This window comes from Rheinheimera sp. UJ51 (assembly GCF_020819615.1).
Classification (GTDB): domain Bacteria; phylum Pseudomonadota; class Gammaproteobacteria; order Enterobacterales; family Alteromonadaceae; genus Alishewanella; species Alishewanella maricola.
This window is the reverse complement of sequence record NZ_JAJHOG010000002.1, coordinates 257829-274906: the sequence shown is the minus strand read 5'-3', so window position 1 is coordinate 274906 and position 17078 is coordinate 257829. Positions and strand designations below refer to the sequence as shown.

Genomic DNA, 17078 nt, shown 5'->3' with positions numbered 1-17078 from the left:
ACTAGCGGCGCGCCGACTCAGCTTGCGTTAAAATCGCCAGCACTAACTGTTGAAAACTGTAACCGGCGGCTTTCGCTGCCATGGGCACTAACGACTTTTCTGTCATGCCCGGTACGGTATTCACTTCTAATAAATAAAATTGACCTTGCTGGTCCAGCATTAAATCAACCCGGCCCCAACCTGAAGCGCCCACGGCTTGAAAAGCCGCTAAAGCGGTTTTTTGCATTGCTTGTGTCAGCTCTGCCGTTAATGGCGCAGGGCATAAATATTCGGTGCTATTGGCCTGATACTTCGCTTCGTAATCATAAAAGGAGCGTGGTGTGCGCATCTCAACAATCGGCAATACCGCACCATTTAAGATGGCGATAGTAAATTCACGCCCTTCAATCCAGCGCTCGACTAAGACCTCTTCGTCATATTGATGCGCTGTTGCAATAGCTTGCGCTAACTCTTCAGCCGTAACTGCCACGCTCATGCCAATGCTCGAACCTTCATTGGCGGGCTTAACCATCACTTTGCCACCAAGTTGCGCTAGCATGGCGGCGTAATCTTCAGTGCCTGGCCTGGCTACAGCAAAAGCCGCCGTTGGTAATCCTTGGGCTTGAAACAACCATTTACAGCGAATTTTATCCATCGCTAAGGCAGAACCCAGCACACCGCTACCGGTATAAGGCAAGCCGCGCTGCTCTAAAGCGCCTTGCATCACGCCGTCTTCGCCGCCGCGCCCGTGTAACACAATAAACACTTTATCGGCGTCTAGGCTGCTTAAATCTTGTTGTTGTGGGTCAAATGCAAAGGCATTAACGCCAGCATCTAATAATGACGCTAACACCGCTTTGCCAGAACGTAACGACACTTCACGCTCAGCTGAAGAACCGCCAAACATCACCGCTACTTTTGCGTTTTGGCTCATAACGCAGCTCCCTTAGTCGCTTTTAATTGTTCGATATTTAATCCCAAAGCACTCAGTTGTTTTACTAAGGTGCCGATATTGCCCGCGCCCTGCGTTAACACCACATCCCCGTCTTGCAGCACATCGGCTAAACAAGCGGCTAAATCGCTTGGCTGCGCCACATAGATGGGTTCTAACTGGCCACGCGCTCGAATAGAACGCGCTAAACTACGGCTATCGGCCCCGGCAATTGGCGCTTCGCCTGCAGCATAGACTTCCAATAATAATAAGGTGTCAACTTCAGACAGTACCCGAGCAAAATCATCATACAGATCACGGGTGCGGGTATAACGATGTGGCTGATAACACATCACCAAACGTCGTTCTGGCCAAGCATTGCGCACCGCAGCAACGGTAGCGGCAACTTCTGTTGGGTGATGACCGTAATCGTCGAGCAAGATAGCTTTGCCACGACCGGTGTCAAATTCACCATACTGTTGAAAACGCCGACCAATGCCTTCAAATTTACTTAACGCCGCTAATATCGCCGGTTCCGCTATGCCTTCGTCTTGCGCTAAAGCAAAAGCAGCGGTGGCATTTAACGCATTGTGCTTGCCTGGCAAATTTAGGATCACTTGCCGGGTTTGACCTTGAGCATCACGAATACTGAACTGCGTGCGTGTGCCAGACTGCTGAAAATCGCTGATTTGAAAGTCGGCATCTTCACTAAAACCATAGGTCAGCACCGTGCGGCCAATGCGCGGGATCAAGTCACGTAATACGGGGTCATCTAAACAAATTACCGCCATGCCATAAAACGGCAGATTATGTAAAAACTCTAAATAGGTGGCTTTTAGCTTTTCAAAGTCACCTTGATAGGTGTCCATGTGATCCGCTTCAATATTGGTGATCACCGTTGCCATCGGTTGCAAATGTAAAAACGAGGCATCGCTTTCATCGGCTTCGGCAATTAAATAACGGCCCGCCCCTAAGCGTGCATTGGAACCGGCAGAATTTAACAAGCCGCCAATTACGAAAGTGGGATCGGCACCGGCTTCAGCAAAAATTGAGGCGAGTAAGCTGGTCGTCGTGGTTTTGCCATGCGTACCTGCAATAGCAATACCATGGCGAAAACGCATTAATTCACCAAGCATTTCGGCACGGCGCACCACAGGAATGCGCAACTCGCGTGCGGCTTGCACTTCAGCATTGTCATTTTTAATGGCGCTAGAAACGACCACAACACTGGCACCTTGAATATTTTCAGCACTGTGGCCAAAGAATAATTCTGCACCAAGGCTGCGCAATCTGTCGGTAACGGTGTTCGGTGCGATATCCGAGCCGGAAACCTTATAGCCTTCATTGACTAATACTTCGGCAATACCGCCCATGCCGGCACCGCCAATGCCAACAAAGTGAATGCGTTCAACCCGGCGCATCGCCAGTTTTTTCTGTTGTGGCGTGGTAATCATACTGCTTGTCCTGTTACTTGCCGACATACTGCTATTACTGCGGCAGTCGCATTGTCTCGTGCCTGCAGCCTGGCATTTTGCGCAAACTGCTGCAGCACACTTTTATCTGTTAAACACGGCGCCAATAATGGCACTATGCCTGTTTTGATGAGTTCCGACTGCGGTAATAACCAGCCCGCGTCAGCACCGGTTAAACTGCGGGCATTGGCGGTTTGGTGATCATCAATCGCGCTGGGCAGCGGTACAAAGATTGCGGCAACGCCAACGGCGGCCACTTCGCTGACGGTCAAGGCACCGGCACGACAAATCACCACATCAGCCCAACGATAAGCCGCTAACATACTGTCGACAAAGGCACTGACCTGCACCGACACACCCTTTGCTTGTAATGGCTGGTAAGCGGCTTGCACTTGCGCCAGCATGGCTTCGCCCGTTTGATGCCAAATCGCGATCTCACCTTGTGCGGCCAACGTGCTAAATTGCTCGGGTAACTGCTCGTTTAAGGCTTTCGCGCCTAAACTGCCGCCGACCACTAAAATGTTGAGCGGCTGCTCACTGGTACGCGGTTGGCGACAAGCAATCAGTTCAGCCCGCACCGGATTGCCCACCACCTGTTGTTTAGCTGAATTGGCAAACGCTGCCGGAAAAGCCACTAACACCTGCTTGGCTAAACGCGCCAGTAATTTATTGGTGCTACCGGCAACGGCATTTTGTTCATGGATCAATAAAGGCACACCGGCTAACCAGGCAGCCACGCCACCGGGGCCACTGGCATAACCACCAAAGCCAATCACTAAGCTCGGTTTTACCTGCTGGACCACTTGCCGCGCCTGTCGGATCGCCCGCCACACCATCAGCGGCGCATGCACAATGCTGCGCCAGCCTTTACCACGTAAACCCGCCACTTGGATGGCATGAAATGCCCAGCCAAAACTCGGTACTAAACGCGCTTCCATCCGATCTGCAGTGCCAAGCCAAGCAATCTCCCAGCCTTCAGCATGCAATGCTTTTGCTACTGCCTGTGCTGGAAAAATGTGGCCACCGGTGCCACCGGCCATAATCAACGCTAGCGGTTTAGTCATGCTTACCCCCGCTAACGGCCTGCTTGCCTTGCATCCGTACTTCAAAGTCAATGCGCAGCAATAAAGCCGCGGCCATTAACATGATAATTAAGCTACTGCCGCCGTAACTGACAAAAGGTAAGGTCATACCCTTGGTCGGTAACATACCGCTGGCCATACCGGCGTTTACGGCGGTTTGAAAACCAATCCAAATGGCTAAGGCATAGGCTAAGAAACCGTGGAAACTCATGCCTTTTTGTAAGGCGCGATTACCCATCATCAGCGCACGAAAAACGAGTAAGAACAACAAACTTAATAACGCCGCCACCCCCATAAAACCGGTTTCTTCGCCAATAACGGCAATGATAAAGTCGGTGTGCGCCTCGGGCAGATATTCTAATTTTTGAATACTGTTACCCAAACCTTGGCCAAACCAACCACCGCGACCAAAAGCCATTAAAGACTGGGTTAACTGATAACCACTGCCAAAGGGATCAGCCCAAGGATCAAGGAAGGCCGTGACCCGACGCCAGCGGTATTCGCTGTAAAAAATCAGTACACCCACTGCGGCAATCCCAGTGAGAATTAACGCAATAAACTGCCACAGCCGAGCACCGGCTAAAAACAGCAACACCACCGCAGTGGCGAACATCACGATCACGGTGCCTAAGTCAGGCTGCATTAACAGCAGCACTGCAAAAATAAACAGCATGATTAATGGCTTAAGAAAGCCCATTAAGTTTTCACGAACTTCTTCATGCCGCCGCACCAAATAACTGGCTAAATACACAAAGAAATACAATTTAGCCGGTTCAGCCGCCTGAATGTTGATGGGGCCTAACGCTAACCAACGGGTTGAACCGTTGACGTTTTTACCAAACAATAACACGGCCACCAGTAACGCTAAGGCGGCAAATAACAGCTGCATATTGTAGTTATGCCAAAAGCTGATGGGTAAACGCATCACGACCAAGGTCGCGCCTAAACCAATGAACATATACACTAAATGGCGCAGCGTGAAATGCAGCGGATTGTCAAATAAACGTTCAGCCACCGGAATAGAGGCACTGGTTACCATCACTAAACCCAGTGTCAGGATTAACAACAGTACGGTTAAAAACATACTGTCGTAATTACCCTGATCTTTACTCTGCCACCAAGCATCAAAGCGAGGTAACGGATTAAAACGACCACCCAGTAAAGCTGCTTTAATCATTTCAGCTCCTTTACTGCTTTGGCAAACTGCTCGCCGCGGTCGGCATAGCTTTTAAACATATCTAAGCTGGCACAAGCCGGTGATAACAACACCATATCGCCCGCTTTAGCTAACGCCGCTGCGGCGCTGACCGCTTGCTGTAATGTTTTGACTTGTACGCTGTCGGCTTTTAACGCGGCAATCGCTGGGCCATCTTGGCCTAAGGTAATCAAATGCTGCACATCTTGCTGCAATACGGTTTGTAACTCTTGCACGTCAGCGCCTTTAGCATCGCCGCCAGCAATCAAAATCAGCTTGCCTTGAATGCCGGGGCGTAAACCCGCTAAGGCGGCTAAAGTCGCGCCAATATTGGTCGCTTTTGAATCATTCACCCAGCGCACGCCATGAAGCTCGGTCACTAACTCACAACGATGCGCTAAACCGCTAAAAGTACGTAAAGTGGCCGCTAAGGCTGCACGAGAAGCCCCCGCCGCTAAGGCTAAAGCCGCAGCCGCTAGCGCATTAAATTGGTTGTGCTCGCCAAACAAGCTCATCTCAGCGACAGGCAATAACGGCTCACCCTCTACTAACAACCAAGGCGCTTGCTGATGCTGCACAATGCCGTAACCACTGGCGTTTGGTTTTAAACTCAGTGCCAAGCTAGCGTGCGACTGAGCGGGTTGCGTCATGCGATCATCCGCATTGTAAATGGCTAATTGGCTATGCCGATGAATACGCTGTTTGGCTGCCGCGTACTCGGCAATGGTGTTATACCGATCCAGATGGTCAGCGCTGATGTTTAAATTCACACTGGCGACGACCTTTAAGCTATCGGTGGTTTCTAATTGAAAGCTGGATAGCTCCAACACAAACACTTCAGCATCACTGTGGTTGATCGCTTCTAATACCGGTAAACCGATATTGCCGGCCGCAACTGCTTTGATACCGCTTTGCTGCAACATGGCCGTAGCCAACATGGTCACGGTCGACTTGCCATTAGAACCGGTGATCGCCAAGACCGGTTTGCGGTTGAAATGCGCAAACAGCTCAACATCACCAATAATCTTAGCGCCTTGTAACCGAGCAAAACGCAAGGCCGGATGCTTCACCGACAAACCCGGGCTGACGATAATCAGTTCCATCTGCGCCAGTCTATTGGCGTCTAACTCACCTAAGTAGATACCATCGACTTTCTCAACCGGGATCTGCTCTAGGCCAGCGGGTTGTTTGCGGGTATCCATCAATACCGGCTTGATCCCTTGCGCAAGCAAAAAGCGTACGGTCGCCAGGCCAGAAAGACCGAGCCCCACTACTGCAATTCGTTTTGCTGTTAGGATACTTTGCATGCTGTTATCTCAGTTTCAGGGTGGCAAGGCCAACCAGCACAAAAATGATGGATAAGATCCAGAAACGCACGATAACGCGCGGCTCTGGCCAGCCCTTTAATTCGTAATGATGATGAATAGGTGCCATACGGAAAATGCGTTGTTTACGCAGTTTGTAAGAGCCAACCTGCAGGATCACCGACAGGGTTTCCATGACGAAAATTCCGCCCATGATAAACAGCACGATCTCTTGACGCACCAAAATGGCGATCACACCTAGCACCGCACCTAATGCCAACGAGCCGACATCGCCCATGAACACCAAAGCCGGATAGGTGTTAAACCATAAGAAACCTAAACCTGCACCAATTAGCGCGGCACAAAACACCACTAACTCACCGGCATAGGGTAAATAAGGAATATTTAAATAACTGGCAAAATTAACGTTACCGCTGGCATAAGCAATGATGGCAAAAGCCCCCGCCACCATAATGGTCGGCACTATCGCCAAACCATCTAAGCCGTCAGTTAGGTTAACGGCATTACTGGTGCCGACAATGACGAAGTAACTGAGGGCAATAAATAATAAACCCAGTTGCGGCATCACATCTTTAATAAAGGGCACGAGCAGTGCCGTTTCAGCTGGCCGCTCTGCGGTGCTATACAAGAAAATGGCGGTAATAAGGGCGAATACGGATTGCCATAGGTATTTCCAGCGCGCGATTAAACCACGGGGATCTTTTCGGATCACCTTACGATAATCATCGATAAAGCCGATAGCCCCAAAGCTAACGAGTACAAATATCACCACCCAAACGTATTTGTTGGCTAAATTAGCCCACAGCAGCGTAGAGATTAACACTGAACCGAGGATCAAAATGCCGCCCATTGTAGGCGTGCCTTTTTTCGAAAAATGACTCTCTGGGCCATCATTGCGAACCACTTGCCCAATTTGCATGCGCTGCAGCGCCGCAATCAGCTTAGGCCCTAAATAAAGACTTAATAATAACGAGGTTAACACGCCTAAAATGGCGCGAAATGTCAGATAACTAAAGACATTAAAGCCGGTGTAATATTGTGTTAGATATTCTGCTAACCAGACTAACATGCTGGGATCTCCTGCTGACAACGTTCTAGCAAGTCTTGTACTACTAATTCCATCTTCGCACTGCGCGAACCTTTAACCAGCAGTGTCACTGCCGTTTCGGCTGCAATAATGGGCAGCAATTGCGTAATTAGCGTTTGCCGTTGGCTGAAATGTGCTCCTTGCTGTTTGAACACATCACTGGCGCTCTGTGATAACACACCGACAGTGAACAACAGATTAATCCCAGCCGCTTTGGCATATTCACCGATTTCTTCGTGGTATAAACGCGCATTGGTGCCAAGCTCACCCATGTCTCCGAGGATCAACCCCCGAAAGCCACTGTAACTGGCCAGTAAGTCAATGGCGGCTTTTACCGACTCGACATTGGCGTTGTAGGTGTCATCGATAATTTTTAGCGTTGAGCTAACCTGGATCAGATTAGTGCGCCCTTTCACAGCACGCATTTTTGCTAAACCTTGCTGTACCTGCTGCGCACTGATACCAATGGCGATGGCAGCTGCCGCGGCGGCAAGCGCGTTAGCCACATTATGACGCCCTGGCACCGTTAAACTTATTGGCAGCTGCTCTGTTGGCGTGTGCAACGTAAAATGCGCACAGCCGAGGCTGTCTAATTGCACTGCTGAAGCATAAAAATCGGCTTGTGGCTTATCGACGCTAAAGGTTAGGCAGGGTAAATGTGCCACCTGGGTGAGCCAGAAATCACTGTAATCACTGTCTAAAGAGATGACCGCCGTGCCTGATGCGGGAATACCCTGATAAATTTCTGCTTTAGCGCGAGCAACACCGGCAATATCGCCAAAGCCTTCTAAATGTGATGCGGCAGCATTAGTAATAAGCGCCACATCGGGTTTTACCAAAGCGGTGGTATACGCAATTTCGCCATGATGATTGGCGCCCAGCTCCATCACCGCGTAGCGATGTGCTGCCGTTAAACGTAGTAAGGTGAGCGGCACACCGATGTCATTATTGAAATTACCCGAGGTTGCTAACACCTCGGCTTGCTCACTTAAAATAGCCGCCAGCATTTCTTTTACCGTGGTTTTACCGGCACTGCCCGTCACGGCGATGGTTTTAGGAGCTAAGCGTGCTTTTAATGCCGCAGCAAACTGGCCTAAGGCTATACGCCCGTCGGGGACTAAAATATAAGGCACGTCCACCGGCGGTACTTCACTACAAATTAACGCCACCGCACCTTTACTGACGACATCAGCTAAAAAGTGATTGGCATCAAAGTTCGCCCCTTTTAAAGCAATAAATAACGCGGCACCGCTTAATGTTCGACTATCCGTGCTCACTGCATCGATTTGCACATCAGCACCCTGCCAGGTGGTGCCCAGCATTTGGGCTATCTCTGATAATTTAAGCGTGATCATGATGCCATCTCCGCCACCAATTGTTGAACATAGGCTCTTTCATCGTAATGCAGTACTTGGTTACCCATGATTTGTTCTGTTTCATGGCCTTTACCCGCCACCAAAATAATGTCGCCCTGTTGCGCTTCGGCAATGGCTAACTTGATGGCGGAGCGTCGATCGGGCTCGATGGTGTAGTTGCTTTGCGGATGCATACCCGCCGCAATATCTTGCAAAATCTGTAAGGGATCTTCGCTACGTGGGTTATCCGACGTGAGAATAATATGATCGGCTAATTGTTCTGCCAGTTGCCCCATGATGGGCCGCTTACCTTTGTCACGATCACCACCACAGCCAAATACCGCCCATAGATGATTATCACAATGCTGACGCAAGGCCCGTAGTGTTTGATCCAAGGCATCAGGTGTGTGAGCGTAATCGACCACTACTGTCGCACCGGTTTTTAGGCTGTACTGTTCCATGCGCCCAGCCACCGGTTGCAATAAAGCCGCTACCGCAATCAAGTCAGACAGGGAATGGCCCAAGGCGTGTAAACACTTCACGGCGGCCAGCGCGTTTTGCACATTAAATTCACCCAGCAACGGCAAATTTAACTCGTAGTTTTTAGCGGCATACTTTAACTGACAATAAGTCCCGTGGGCTTTTGGGCTCAAACGTTGGTAGCTCAATGCCTGCACATCCGATTTACAATCGATACTGGCACCATAAGCATGCACAGGGATCTGCATTTGCTCGGCGTAATGACGACCGGTTTCATCCGATAAATTCACAATGGCCAGCATACTTTGCTCAGGTTTGAATAATAGCGCTTTTGCCGCAGCATAAGCGGGCATACTGCCGTGGTAATCTAAATGATCACGACTTAAATTGGTAAACACTGCCGCCGCAAAATGCAAACCGGCCACGCGCTTTTGAACTAACGCATGCGAGGACACTTCCATGGCCACTAAACGCACACCTTTACTGACCATTTCCGCCAGGATGCGCTGAATATCGACAAAGTGCGGCGTGGTGTTTTTTAAGGGCGTAAGCTGTTGCCAGTTGCCATAACCTAGGGTGCCAATCACCGCGCTCTTAACACCAAGCTCGCCAGCAAGCTGAGCAATAAAGCTACTTACAGACGATTTGCCATTGGTGCCGGTAACGCCAATTAATGTCAGTTGCTGTTGTGGCTGGCCATAAAAGTCAGCCGCCAATTTCGGTAACACCGTATTAAGCCGTGGTATGGCCAACACCCGACTATCGCTCGAATGGGTGTTTTCCGTCAGTACTAAGGCGGCGCCTTGAGCCAAGGCTTTATCAATAAATAAACTGCCATCTGTGGTTGTGCCGGGTAAAGCAATAAACACATCGCCAGGCATCACGTCGCGGCTATCAATGCGTAAGTGCTGCAACTCTAAAGACGGCACTTCACTGAGGTAATTCGCTAACCAACGTTGACTATTAACCGGCATTTTGACCTCCACGAACCGCGGTGATCCTTGGGCGGCTCTGTCCATCTGGTGGCAAATTAAGCAGCTGCATCGCTGCTCCCATAATATTGGCAAACACCGGGGCAGCAATCTCGCCACCATGGTAAAAATCACCGGCAGGTTCGTTAATCACCACCACACAGGCTAATCGCGGTTGGCTGATTGGGCCAACACCGGCAAAAGAAGCGATATAATCATCACCGTAGCCGCCGGCGACGGCTTTACGAGCCGTTCCTGTTTTGCCGCCTACGCGATAACCGGGCACTTGTGCACGTGTTGCCGTGCCACCAGGACCAATATTCGCTTCCATCATTTCCAGCATAGCCAGCGCAAACTCTTCTTTTAATACCCGTTCGCCCAACTCTGGTTCCGTTTGTTTAACAATGCTCAGTGGCCGGTTAATACCGCCATTGGCCATGGTGGCGTAAGCGCGTGCCAGTTGCACAGCGGTAACCGATAAACCATAACCGTAAGAAAAGGTAGCGCGTTCAAAGTCAGACCAACGCTGGCGGAAACTAAAAATACCGGTGCTTTCACCAATAATGGAAGCGCCCGAATCTTGGCCTAACCCCATATTGTGATACAAACCAATCACATGTTGATGCGGCACTTCTAACACTAAGCGCGCTACCCCCATGTTGCTCGATTTTTGAATAATACCGGTGAGATCTAAGCGATTGTAATTAGAGGGATCGCGCACCCAACTGCCACCAATGCGCATAAAACCAGGGCTAACATCCACTACCGTATCTAAATTGGCCGAGCCAAACTCTAAAGCGCTTAAGACCGCTAACGGCTTCATAGTAGAACCCGGTTCAAAGGTGTCGGTAATGGCCCGATTACGAAAGCGATGGATGGGCGTATTACGGCGGTTATTCGGGTTAAACGAGGGGCTATTCACCATGGCTAAAATTTCGCCGGTTTGCACGTCGATCACCACTGCCGAGCCAGACGCAGCGCCATTGGATAACACCGCTTTTTTCAATTCACGATAAGCTACCGCTTGAATGCGTTGATCGATGCTCAGTACCACGGTGGCCGACTCGGTCGCTTGCTCGCGCTCTAATACTTCGATTTCACGGCCTTTGGCGTCTTTACGATAGACCTTGCGACCCGCTGTACCGGTGAGTAAATCATTAAAACGTTTTTCAACACCTTCTACGCCAACGTCATCGACATTGGTAAAACCGATTAACTGCGCGGCAACTTCGCCAGCAGGATAATAACGACGCGATTCTTGGCGGAAATGAATACCGGGCACGCGCAGCTTGCGCACATAATCGACCACTGCTGGATTAACTTGGCGCTGTAAATAAACAAAACGCCGCTGCGGGTTATCACCGATGCGGCTAAGAAGTTGCTGCGGGCTCAGTTGCAGAATTTCTGCTAGCGCATGCCAACGCCGCTCATCCCCCGGCGCGTTGCGCTCCAGTACTTCTTTAGGATCTGCCCAAATGGCTTCTACCGGTACACTAACAGCCAATGCTTCACCATGCCGATCGAGGATCATGCCGCGCATCACTTTGTCAGATTCCACGCGTAAACTGCGCAAGTCACCCTGAGTAACCAGCATATCCGGCTCAAGCACTTGTAACCAAGCGGCCCGCGCAACCAAGGCTACAAACACCGCGCTAATACTGACCAGCACAAAAGCAAAACGCCAGCCGAGTACGGCGGGCTGCGTTCTGGTTTTTGCTTGGGCCTTGCTTACCGGGCGTTTCATTGTAATTTCACCGTAATATCACGATCGCCCGTAGGGCGCTGCATATTCAGTTGTCGCCGCGCAATCTCTTCTACACGGCTGTGTTCGGCTAACGCACGTTGCTCTAACAGCAAATTGCGCCATTCGGTATCGAGCTGATCACGCTGTTGATAATTTAAGTCCTGCTGGATCGTTAATTGCCGGTTTAAATGCGACATTTGCACGACGGCCAAGGCAGACAGCAAACACGCCAACAACAACGCGATAACTAACTTGCGTTGTTGCAGTTCCTGGGCAATGATTTTGATCAGCTGGACTTGTTTCATAGCGCCTGCCTCTCTGCGATACGCAACACCGCACTTCGTGAGCGCGGATTTGCAGCCAGCTCGGCGGCAGAAGGCATAATCGCTTTACCTATTAAGCGCAGCGGGATCGCCTTATATAACTGAGCATCCGTTAACGGTAAGCCACGCGGCACCGGTTCAGGTTTGGAATGGCGACGCATAAATTGTTTTACTAGGCGATCTTCTAACGAATGAAAGCTGATCACACAAAGCCGGCCGCCAGGCTTTAACGCTGCCATTGCGCCCTGTAACGCTAAATTCACCTGCTCTAATTCACTGTTAACGTAAATACGAATGGCTTGAAAACTGCGGGTCGCAGGGTGTTTTTTCTCTTTCGGGCTTTTCGGCAGCACATTGCTAATTAAATTAGCCAGCTCACTGGTGCGTGTTAGGGGTTGCTCAGCACGGTGGGCAACGATGGCATTAGCAATACGCCAAGCCGATTTCTCTTCACCGTATTCCCGCAGGACAAAAGTAATGTCTTCGACATCGGCATGGGCTAACCACTGAGCTGCAGATAAGCCATTTGTAGGATCCATCCGCATATCCAGCGGACCATCGCGCATAAAACTAAAACCACGTTCAGCTTCGTCTAATTGTGGGGAAGACACGCCAAGGTCAAGTAAAATGCCATCGATTTTGCCGAAAATGTTTTGTTGTTCGGCGATATTTGCCAGGGCGGCGAAGGGGCTATGGGTGATGTGAAAACGCGCATCGGCGAGCAGTGGGGCTGCAGCGGCAATGGCGGAAGGATCGCGATCAATAGCGAATAAGCGGCCATTAGGCCCTAACGCTTGTATTATTTCTCTACTGTGACCGCCACGGCCGAAAGTGCCATCTAAATAGATGCCATCAGCCTTGATTGCCAGGCCTGCTAACGTTTCCGCTAACAGTACCGAGATATGTGGACTTGTGGTCATTTACAGTACAAAATCCTGTAATCGTTCTGATAACTCCACAGTACCGGCTTCTGCTTGCTCCAGCTCAATATCCGCTGCAAGCCGCTCTTGCCAGGCTGCTTCATCCCAGATTTCAAATTTATTTAATTGGCCCACCAAACGGATGTTTTTCGTTAATCCAGCGTGTTGCCGCAATGAAGCTGGCAACAAAATACGGCTGCTTTTATCCATATCACAGTCGGTGGCATTACCCAGTAATAACCGCTGTAAACGGCGTTCCTGAGGATTTAAGCTTGAGAGAGATTTCAGTTTTTCTTCTATTTCTTCCCACTCAGCTAGCGGAAATAGCAACAAACAGGGATCGTGCAAATCGATGGTGCAAATCATTTGGCCCTGAAATTCAGACATAAGGCGTTCACGGTAACGCGCTGGAAGCGCTAACCGGCCCTTTTCGTCTAATGTCAGTGTAAATGATCCACGAAACATCTTAGTTTGCCCGCCTTAAGAGTTTGCGTTGCTCGAGTAAAGTATCAGAGACGACAAAAAGGGGTGTCAGCTACCACTATCACCACAAATTTACCAAAATGATCCACAATTACCCACATATCCCCACAACGAGACAGTTTAGGGTGCCGCTTCCGCTGCTGTCAAGGTAAAAACACCGGCAAAGATCGAATAAGATCGAGCTAAAATAAGCGCTCTAGCGAAGTGGATGATTTTGGTAGGAAATTCCTTTTGCGCAGAGTGAAGCAGCGTGCTTGCTATTGTGGAATAATTTATTCAATATAAATTAACATTAGCTATCACCCCTGGCAGCGTCTTTGCCGGTGTTTAAGGGCAATAACCATGCTAAGTCTGTTGAAAATTCAAGGAATGTTGGACCAGTTGTCCGTTAGCGAGCGGAAACTCGCTGACTTTATTTTAGATAATTCGCATTTAATGCGTGATTATTCATCACAACAATTGGCAGACGCCGTTGGCATTAGCCAGTCGAGCGTGGTGAAATTTTGTCAAAAATTAGGCTACAAAGGCTATCCCGATTTAAAACTGGCCATCACCGAAGCCGTCGTGACCGCATCAACCCTACAACGTGAACAACAAGACGTAAATACAGCACTCGGTAGCGTAGCGCAGCTCGCCGAACAATTGCAGTTAGGGCTGACACAAAGCTTTCGTAATCTGCTGAGTATTAATAGCGAAAAAACCTTAAAACAAGCCGCTCGGTTATTAGATAAAGCCGATTGCATTTTATTAGCGGGTTGCGGCCACTCCGCCGTTGTCGCCGCCGATATGCAATGCCGCTTACTTGAACTGGGCAAACTGGGCTTGTATCACAGCGATCCGGCATTAAGTTTACAACTGGCACGCACCCTCACGCCTAATAGCGTGCTACTGTTGATTTCAGACAGTGGTCAAAATGCGGATATTTTGCGGTTGGAAGTGTTTGCCAGACAGCGCAAACTTAAGATTATCTCGTTAACGCGTTATCAAACCAGTGCGCAAAGCGCCGGGGCGGATTTGCAATTATTCACGCTGGGCAGTGAAACCGACGAGCAGCTGCAACAGTTGATTACACAACAAGCGCAGCAGCACCTCTGTCATTTATTGTATTTAATGCTGTGTCAGCAGCCCGCTAACCGACAACAGCTAGCGGACCATACGCAGGTGATGAGCTTAATGGAAAAGCATTAACTGCTCAGCATCTGCAAGCCTTGAATATCCGTGATGCCCAAGCCTGGGGCATCACCAATAATAATATCCGCTTCATTAAAGGTAACACTGCTGGTGACCGGGTTAAAGGCACACAGTGACGGCCCATCTAGGTCAATCTTGGTAATCACATCGGCTTTCGCTACGGCTACATGCACCGCTGCCGCCACACTAATGCTCGATTCCAGCATACAGCCAATCATACATTGCATATCATAAAACGAGCAGATATCAGCAATCTTGATGGCATTAGAAATACCGCCCGTTTTCATTAGCTTAATATTGATAATATCGGCTGCACGCATTTTGATCAGTTCAATCACTTCGCGTGGCCCAAAACCGCTTTCATCGGCCATTACCGGCGTATGTACGCGCTCGGTAATATACTTTAGTCCTTCCAGATCATAGTATTTCACCGGCTGTTCGATTAGCTCGAGCCGCACACCGGCATCTTCTAACTTATGCAGGGCATACACCGCTTCTTTCGCGGTCCAGCCTTGGTTAGCATCTAAGCGGATCAACGCCTTACCTGCCACAGCGTTATAAATCGCTTTTACCCGCTCGATATCGACCCCTATATCTTTGCCGACTTTCACTTTCAGCGTTTCAAAACCTCGGGCAACAGCATCTAAGGAATCGGCCACCATTTTATCGATGTAATCGACACTGATGGTAATGTCCGTCGTTAGTTTAGGTACACCGCCACCCAGTAACTTGTATAACGGCGTTTTATATTGCTGGGCAAATAAGTCATACACGGCCATTTCCACTGCCGCCTTCGCACTGTAGTTTTTCATAATACAGTTTTGAATAATGCGGATCAGATGGTTTAAATCACTGATGTCTTGCCCAATCAATTTGGGCTTCATCACCGTGCGGATCGCCCCGATTATCGAATCATGAATATCCCCCGTGATCACGGCCGTGGCCGGAGCTTCACCATAACCACGATGTCCCGTATCAGTCTCGATAATGACAATCACATCTTCAATTTCATTCACCGTGCGCAACGCGGTTTTAAAAGGTGTTTTTAATGGCACCTTCAGCATACCCAAACGGATATCGGTAATTTTCATAATAACCTCAGTTAACGCAACGATTTAATAGCATAAATACGATCCAGATAGCTCTGCTCAGCATTGAGATATAGCGGTGCCAAGGGCGTGACGGATACACTGTTTAAGGTGCCACGATAAAATTCGCCAGCGGCATTAACATAAGCCAGATCAAATACCGCATGGATCACAAAGGGTTCGCCCGCACTTTCACCTAAGTACAACATGACATGACCAGGACGATAAATAAAATCGCCTATTTGCGCCCGCTTAATCGCCTGTAGCTTGCTGCTGTTGCTACTTTGTTCAGTAAAACGCACATTTTGACCAAATTCGCCATAGCCTTGCTGACCTGAGTTACGCGGCATCAGCAAGCCAAAACTGCGGAAAATATCCACCAAAAAACCGGTACAGTCGACGCCGTTATAGTCGTAACCCCAACCATAGCGCTGACCTAAGTATTTAAAAGCTTGCCGCACAATATGCTCGGTGCTGTAAGGCAAGTATCCAATATGCACATCTTGATTGCGCGCCAGCAACGCCGGCACTAACTGTAACTGCCCATCGGCGTTACGTGTGGGTAATTGCACGATATAGCTGGCATGCGGATTTTGACCATAGAGGTTATGCCCCACTGCAGCGGCGGATAATAGCGGCAAGCGGGTGCCCATATCCAGCTGTAATTCCGAGATCTGCGGTTGATTTGGTACATAATTACTAAAAGCACGCGCGCCGGTGACCACTAAAAAAGGCGCTTGCTCGGCATAAGCCAGCACCTGTTGTCGAGGCGCCAGCGCCAGCGCCTCTGTCGCCACCCAACCGCTATAGTGGTAGTTTTGCACTAAAGACCAGTGACCGTCGGCGCTTTGATGTAACACTGCCACCGGCTCACCAACAAACAAGGCGGTTTCTTGTAAGCGATTTAAATCTAACGACATGCTGTCGTTAAAAACCCGCAGCGTGGTTGGCATGGCTAACAAAGCACTGCGTTTCGTTACCAATGCAAATTGTGTGCTGGTGTTTGCAGCAACACCGGCACGATTCACTTGTTGCTGGATGGGCGCCCAATCGCTTTCTTGCAGTGGTTTGCCATCGGCAAAAAAACGCGGTGACGGCGGTATAGCACTTACCTGTTCGATCACCTTGAGCAGCTCGGCCCGACTAAACTGCAGCGGAATCTCCGCTATCGGAGTCATTTCAGCTTGCTGGGCAAAGGTTTGGGCATTTCGCTGCACAATTTGACTGGGGGTAAGTAACAATTCAGCAGCATTGGGCTGCTTAGCTAACCAATATTCTGGCGACAAATGCTCGACTTTTAATAGGGGAATATCTGACGTGAAATGTTCTGTCGCAGCACTGCTTAAGCCACTCATCAGCAGCAACAAGCCGCCCGCGAAAGCATATTTTAAAGCTAAAAAACCACGCATTTGCTCGACTCTCGGTCATCAAGGAATGAAATATTCCAAATAT

The 17078-nt window shown here is 49.5% G+C and carries 15 protein-coding genes; 1 reads left to right on the top strand and 14 read right to left on the bottom strand.

Translation table 11 applies throughout. The features are described from left to right. Window position 1 precedes the first annotated feature (1 nt). The 12 genes from LMJ53_RS03285 to mraZ are packed head-to-tail and all read right to left on the bottom strand — an operon-like array spanning window position 2 to window position 13329. Window positions 2-913 carry a D-alanine--D-alanine ligase gene (locus tag LMJ53_RS03285; RefSeq protein WP_229584790.1) on the bottom strand — a complete coding sequence of 304 codons (912 nt, stop codon included), beginning with the start codon at window positions 911-913 and terminating at the stop codon, window positions 2-4. After that, window positions 910-2364: a UDP-N-acetylmuramate--L-alanine ligase gene (gene murC, locus LMJ53_RS03280; protein WP_229584789.1), complete on the bottom strand. Its 1455-nt coding sequence runs from the start codon at window positions 2362-2364 to the stop codon at window positions 910-912. The genes LMJ53_RS03285 and murC overlap by 4 nt, the downstream gene beginning before the upstream one ends. Continuing rightward, window positions 2361-3446 carry an undecaprenyldiphospho-muramoylpentapeptide beta-N-acetylglucosaminyltransferase gene (murG, locus tag LMJ53_RS03275; RefSeq protein ID WP_229584788.1) on the bottom strand — a complete coding sequence of 362 codons (1086 nt, stop codon included), beginning with the start codon at window positions 3444-3446 and terminating at the stop codon, window positions 2361-2363. Before murG ends, murC begins: the two co-directional genes overlap by 4 nt. After that, entirely contained in the window at window positions 3439-4641 is a 1203-nt protein-coding gene (gene ftsW / locus LMJ53_RS03270; RefSeq protein WP_229584787.1) for a cell division protein FtsW, read from the bottom strand. Before ftsW ends, murG begins: the two co-directional genes overlap by 8 nt. Next, window positions 4638-5966: a UDP-N-acetylmuramoyl-L-alanine--D-glutamate ligase gene (gene murD, locus LMJ53_RS03265; protein WP_229584786.1), complete on the bottom strand. Its 1329-nt coding sequence runs from the start codon at window positions 5964-5966 to the stop codon at window positions 4638-4640. Before murD ends, ftsW begins: the two co-directional genes overlap by 4 nt. Window positions 5967-5970: 4 nt before the next feature. Beyond that, window positions 5971-7053, bottom strand: a complete 1083-nt coding sequence (gene mraY / locus LMJ53_RS03260) for a phospho-N-acetylmuramoyl-pentapeptide-transferase (protein WP_229584785.1) — start codon at window positions 7051-7053, stop codon at window positions 5971-5973. Continuing rightward, entirely contained in the window at window positions 7047-8426 is a 1380-nt protein-coding gene (locus LMJ53_RS03255) for a UDP-N-acetylmuramoyl-tripeptide--D-alanyl-D-alanine ligase (protein WP_229584784.1), read from the bottom strand. The genes mraY and LMJ53_RS03255 overlap by 7 nt, the downstream gene beginning before the upstream one ends. Continuing rightward, the gene (locus LMJ53_RS03250) at window positions 8423-9880 is read right to left on the bottom strand and encodes a UDP-N-acetylmuramoyl-L-alanyl-D-glutamate--2,6-diaminopimelate ligase (RefSeq protein ID WP_229584783.1); all 1458 of its coding nucleotides are present in this window, start codon (window positions 9878-9880) and stop codon (window positions 8423-8425) included. The genes LMJ53_RS03255 and LMJ53_RS03250 overlap by 4 nt, the downstream gene beginning before the upstream one ends. Continuing rightward, window positions 9870-11621: a penicillin-binding transpeptidase domain-containing protein gene (locus tag LMJ53_RS03245; protein WP_229584782.1), complete on the bottom strand. Its 1752-nt coding sequence runs from the start codon at window positions 11619-11621 to the stop codon at window positions 9870-9872. Before LMJ53_RS03245 ends, LMJ53_RS03250 begins: the two co-directional genes overlap by 11 nt. Further along, window positions 11618-11926: a cell division protein FtsL gene (ftsL, locus tag LMJ53_RS03240; RefSeq protein ID WP_229584781.1), complete on the bottom strand. Its 309-nt coding sequence runs from the start codon at window positions 11924-11926 to the stop codon at window positions 11618-11620. The genes LMJ53_RS03245 and ftsL overlap by 4 nt, the downstream gene beginning before the upstream one ends. Beyond that, on the bottom strand, window positions 11923-12864 hold the full coding sequence (gene rsmH / locus LMJ53_RS03235) for a 16S rRNA (cytosine(1402)-N(4))-methyltransferase RsmH (RefSeq protein ID WP_229584780.1): 942 nt from the start codon (window positions 12862-12864) through the stop codon (window positions 11923-11925). Before rsmH ends, ftsL begins: the two co-directional genes overlap by 4 nt. Further along, window positions 12865-13329, bottom strand: coding sequence for a division/cell wall cluster transcriptional repressor MraZ (mraZ, locus tag LMJ53_RS03230; RefSeq protein WP_226752164.1), 465 nt, complete (start codon window positions 13327-13329; stop codon window positions 12865-12867). A gap of 360 nt (window positions 13330-13689) precedes the next feature. Here mraZ and LMJ53_RS03225 point away from each other — a divergent pair, with 360 nt between their 5' ends. Then, the gene (locus LMJ53_RS03225; RefSeq protein ID WP_229584779.1) at window positions 13690-14535 is read left to right on the top strand and encodes a MurR/RpiR family transcriptional regulator; all 846 of its coding nucleotides are present in this window, start codon (window positions 13690-13692) and stop codon (window positions 14533-14535) included. Here the strand turns inward: LMJ53_RS03225 and LMJ53_RS03220 are convergent. Further along, a complete protein-coding gene (locus LMJ53_RS03220) occupies window positions 14532-15629 on the bottom strand; it encodes a dipeptide epimerase (RefSeq protein ID WP_229584778.1) in 1098 nt (365 codons plus the stop codon). The two genes, LMJ53_RS03225 and LMJ53_RS03220, sit on opposite strands and share 4 nt — an antisense overlap. A gap of 11 nt (window positions 15630-15640) precedes the next feature. After that, window positions 15641-17035 (bottom strand): SH3 domain-containing protein, encoded by a 1395-nt coding sequence (locus tag LMJ53_RS03215; protein WP_229584777.1) that lies wholly within the window; start codon window positions 17033-17035, stop codon window positions 15641-15643. Window positions 17036-17078: the final 43 nt, after the last annotated feature.

Excerpts from the sequence above, each read along its gene's own strand:
- LMJ53_RS03285 (WP_229584790.1), bottom strand. The coding sequence starts at position 913 with ATGAGCCAAAACGCAAAAGTAGCGGTGATGTTTGGCGGTTCTTCAGCT.
- murC (WP_229584789.1), bottom strand. The coding sequence starts at position 2,364 with ATGATTACCACGCCACAACAGAAAAAACTGGCGATGCGCCGGGTTGAA.
- murG (WP_229584788.1), bottom strand. The coding sequence starts at position 3,446 with ATGACTAAACCGCTAGCGTTGATTATGGCCGGTGGCACCGGTGGCCAC.
- ftsW (WP_229584787.1), bottom strand. The coding sequence starts at position 4,641 with ATGATTAAAGCAGCTTTACTGGGTGGTCGTTTTAATCCGTTACCTCGC.
- murD (WP_229584786.1), bottom strand. The coding sequence starts at position 5,966 with ATGCAAAGTATCCTAACAGCAAAACGAATTGCAGTAGTGGGGCTCGGT.
- mraY (WP_229584785.1), bottom strand. The coding sequence starts at position 7,053 with ATGTTAGTCTGGTTAGCAGAATATCTAACACAATATTACACCGGCTTT.
- LMJ53_RS03255 (WP_229584784.1), bottom strand. The coding sequence starts at position 8,426 with ATGATCACGCTTAAATTATCAGAGATAGCCCAAATGCTGGGCACCACC.
- LMJ53_RS03250 (WP_229584783.1), bottom strand. The coding sequence starts at position 9,880 with ATGCCGGTTAATAGTCAACGTTGGTTAGCGAATTACCTCAGTGAAGTG.
- LMJ53_RS03245 (WP_229584782.1), bottom strand. The coding sequence starts at position 11,621 with ATGAAACGCCCGGTAAGCAAGGCCCAAGCAAAAACCAGAACGCAGCCC.
- ftsL (WP_229584781.1), bottom strand. The coding sequence starts at position 11,926 with ATGAAACAAGTCCAGCTGATCAAAATCATTGCCCAGGAACTGCAACAA.
- rsmH (WP_229584780.1), bottom strand. The coding sequence starts at position 12,864 with ATGACCACAAGTCCACATATCTCGGTACTGTTAGCGGAAACGTTAGCA.
- mraZ (WP_226752164.1), bottom strand. The coding sequence starts at position 13,329 with ATGTTTCGTGGATCATTTACACTGACATTAGACGAAAAGGGCCGGTTA.
- LMJ53_RS03225 (WP_229584779.1), top strand. The coding sequence starts at position 13,690 with ATGCTAAGTCTGTTGAAAATTCAAGGAATGTTGGACCAGTTGTCCGTT.
- LMJ53_RS03220 (WP_229584778.1), bottom strand. The coding sequence starts at position 15,629 with ATGAAAATTACCGATATCCGTTTGGGTATGCTGAAGGTGCCATTAAAA.
- LMJ53_RS03215 (WP_229584777.1), bottom strand. The coding sequence starts at position 17,035 with ATGCGTGGTTTTTTAGCTTTAAAATATGCTTTCGCGGGCGGCTTGTTG.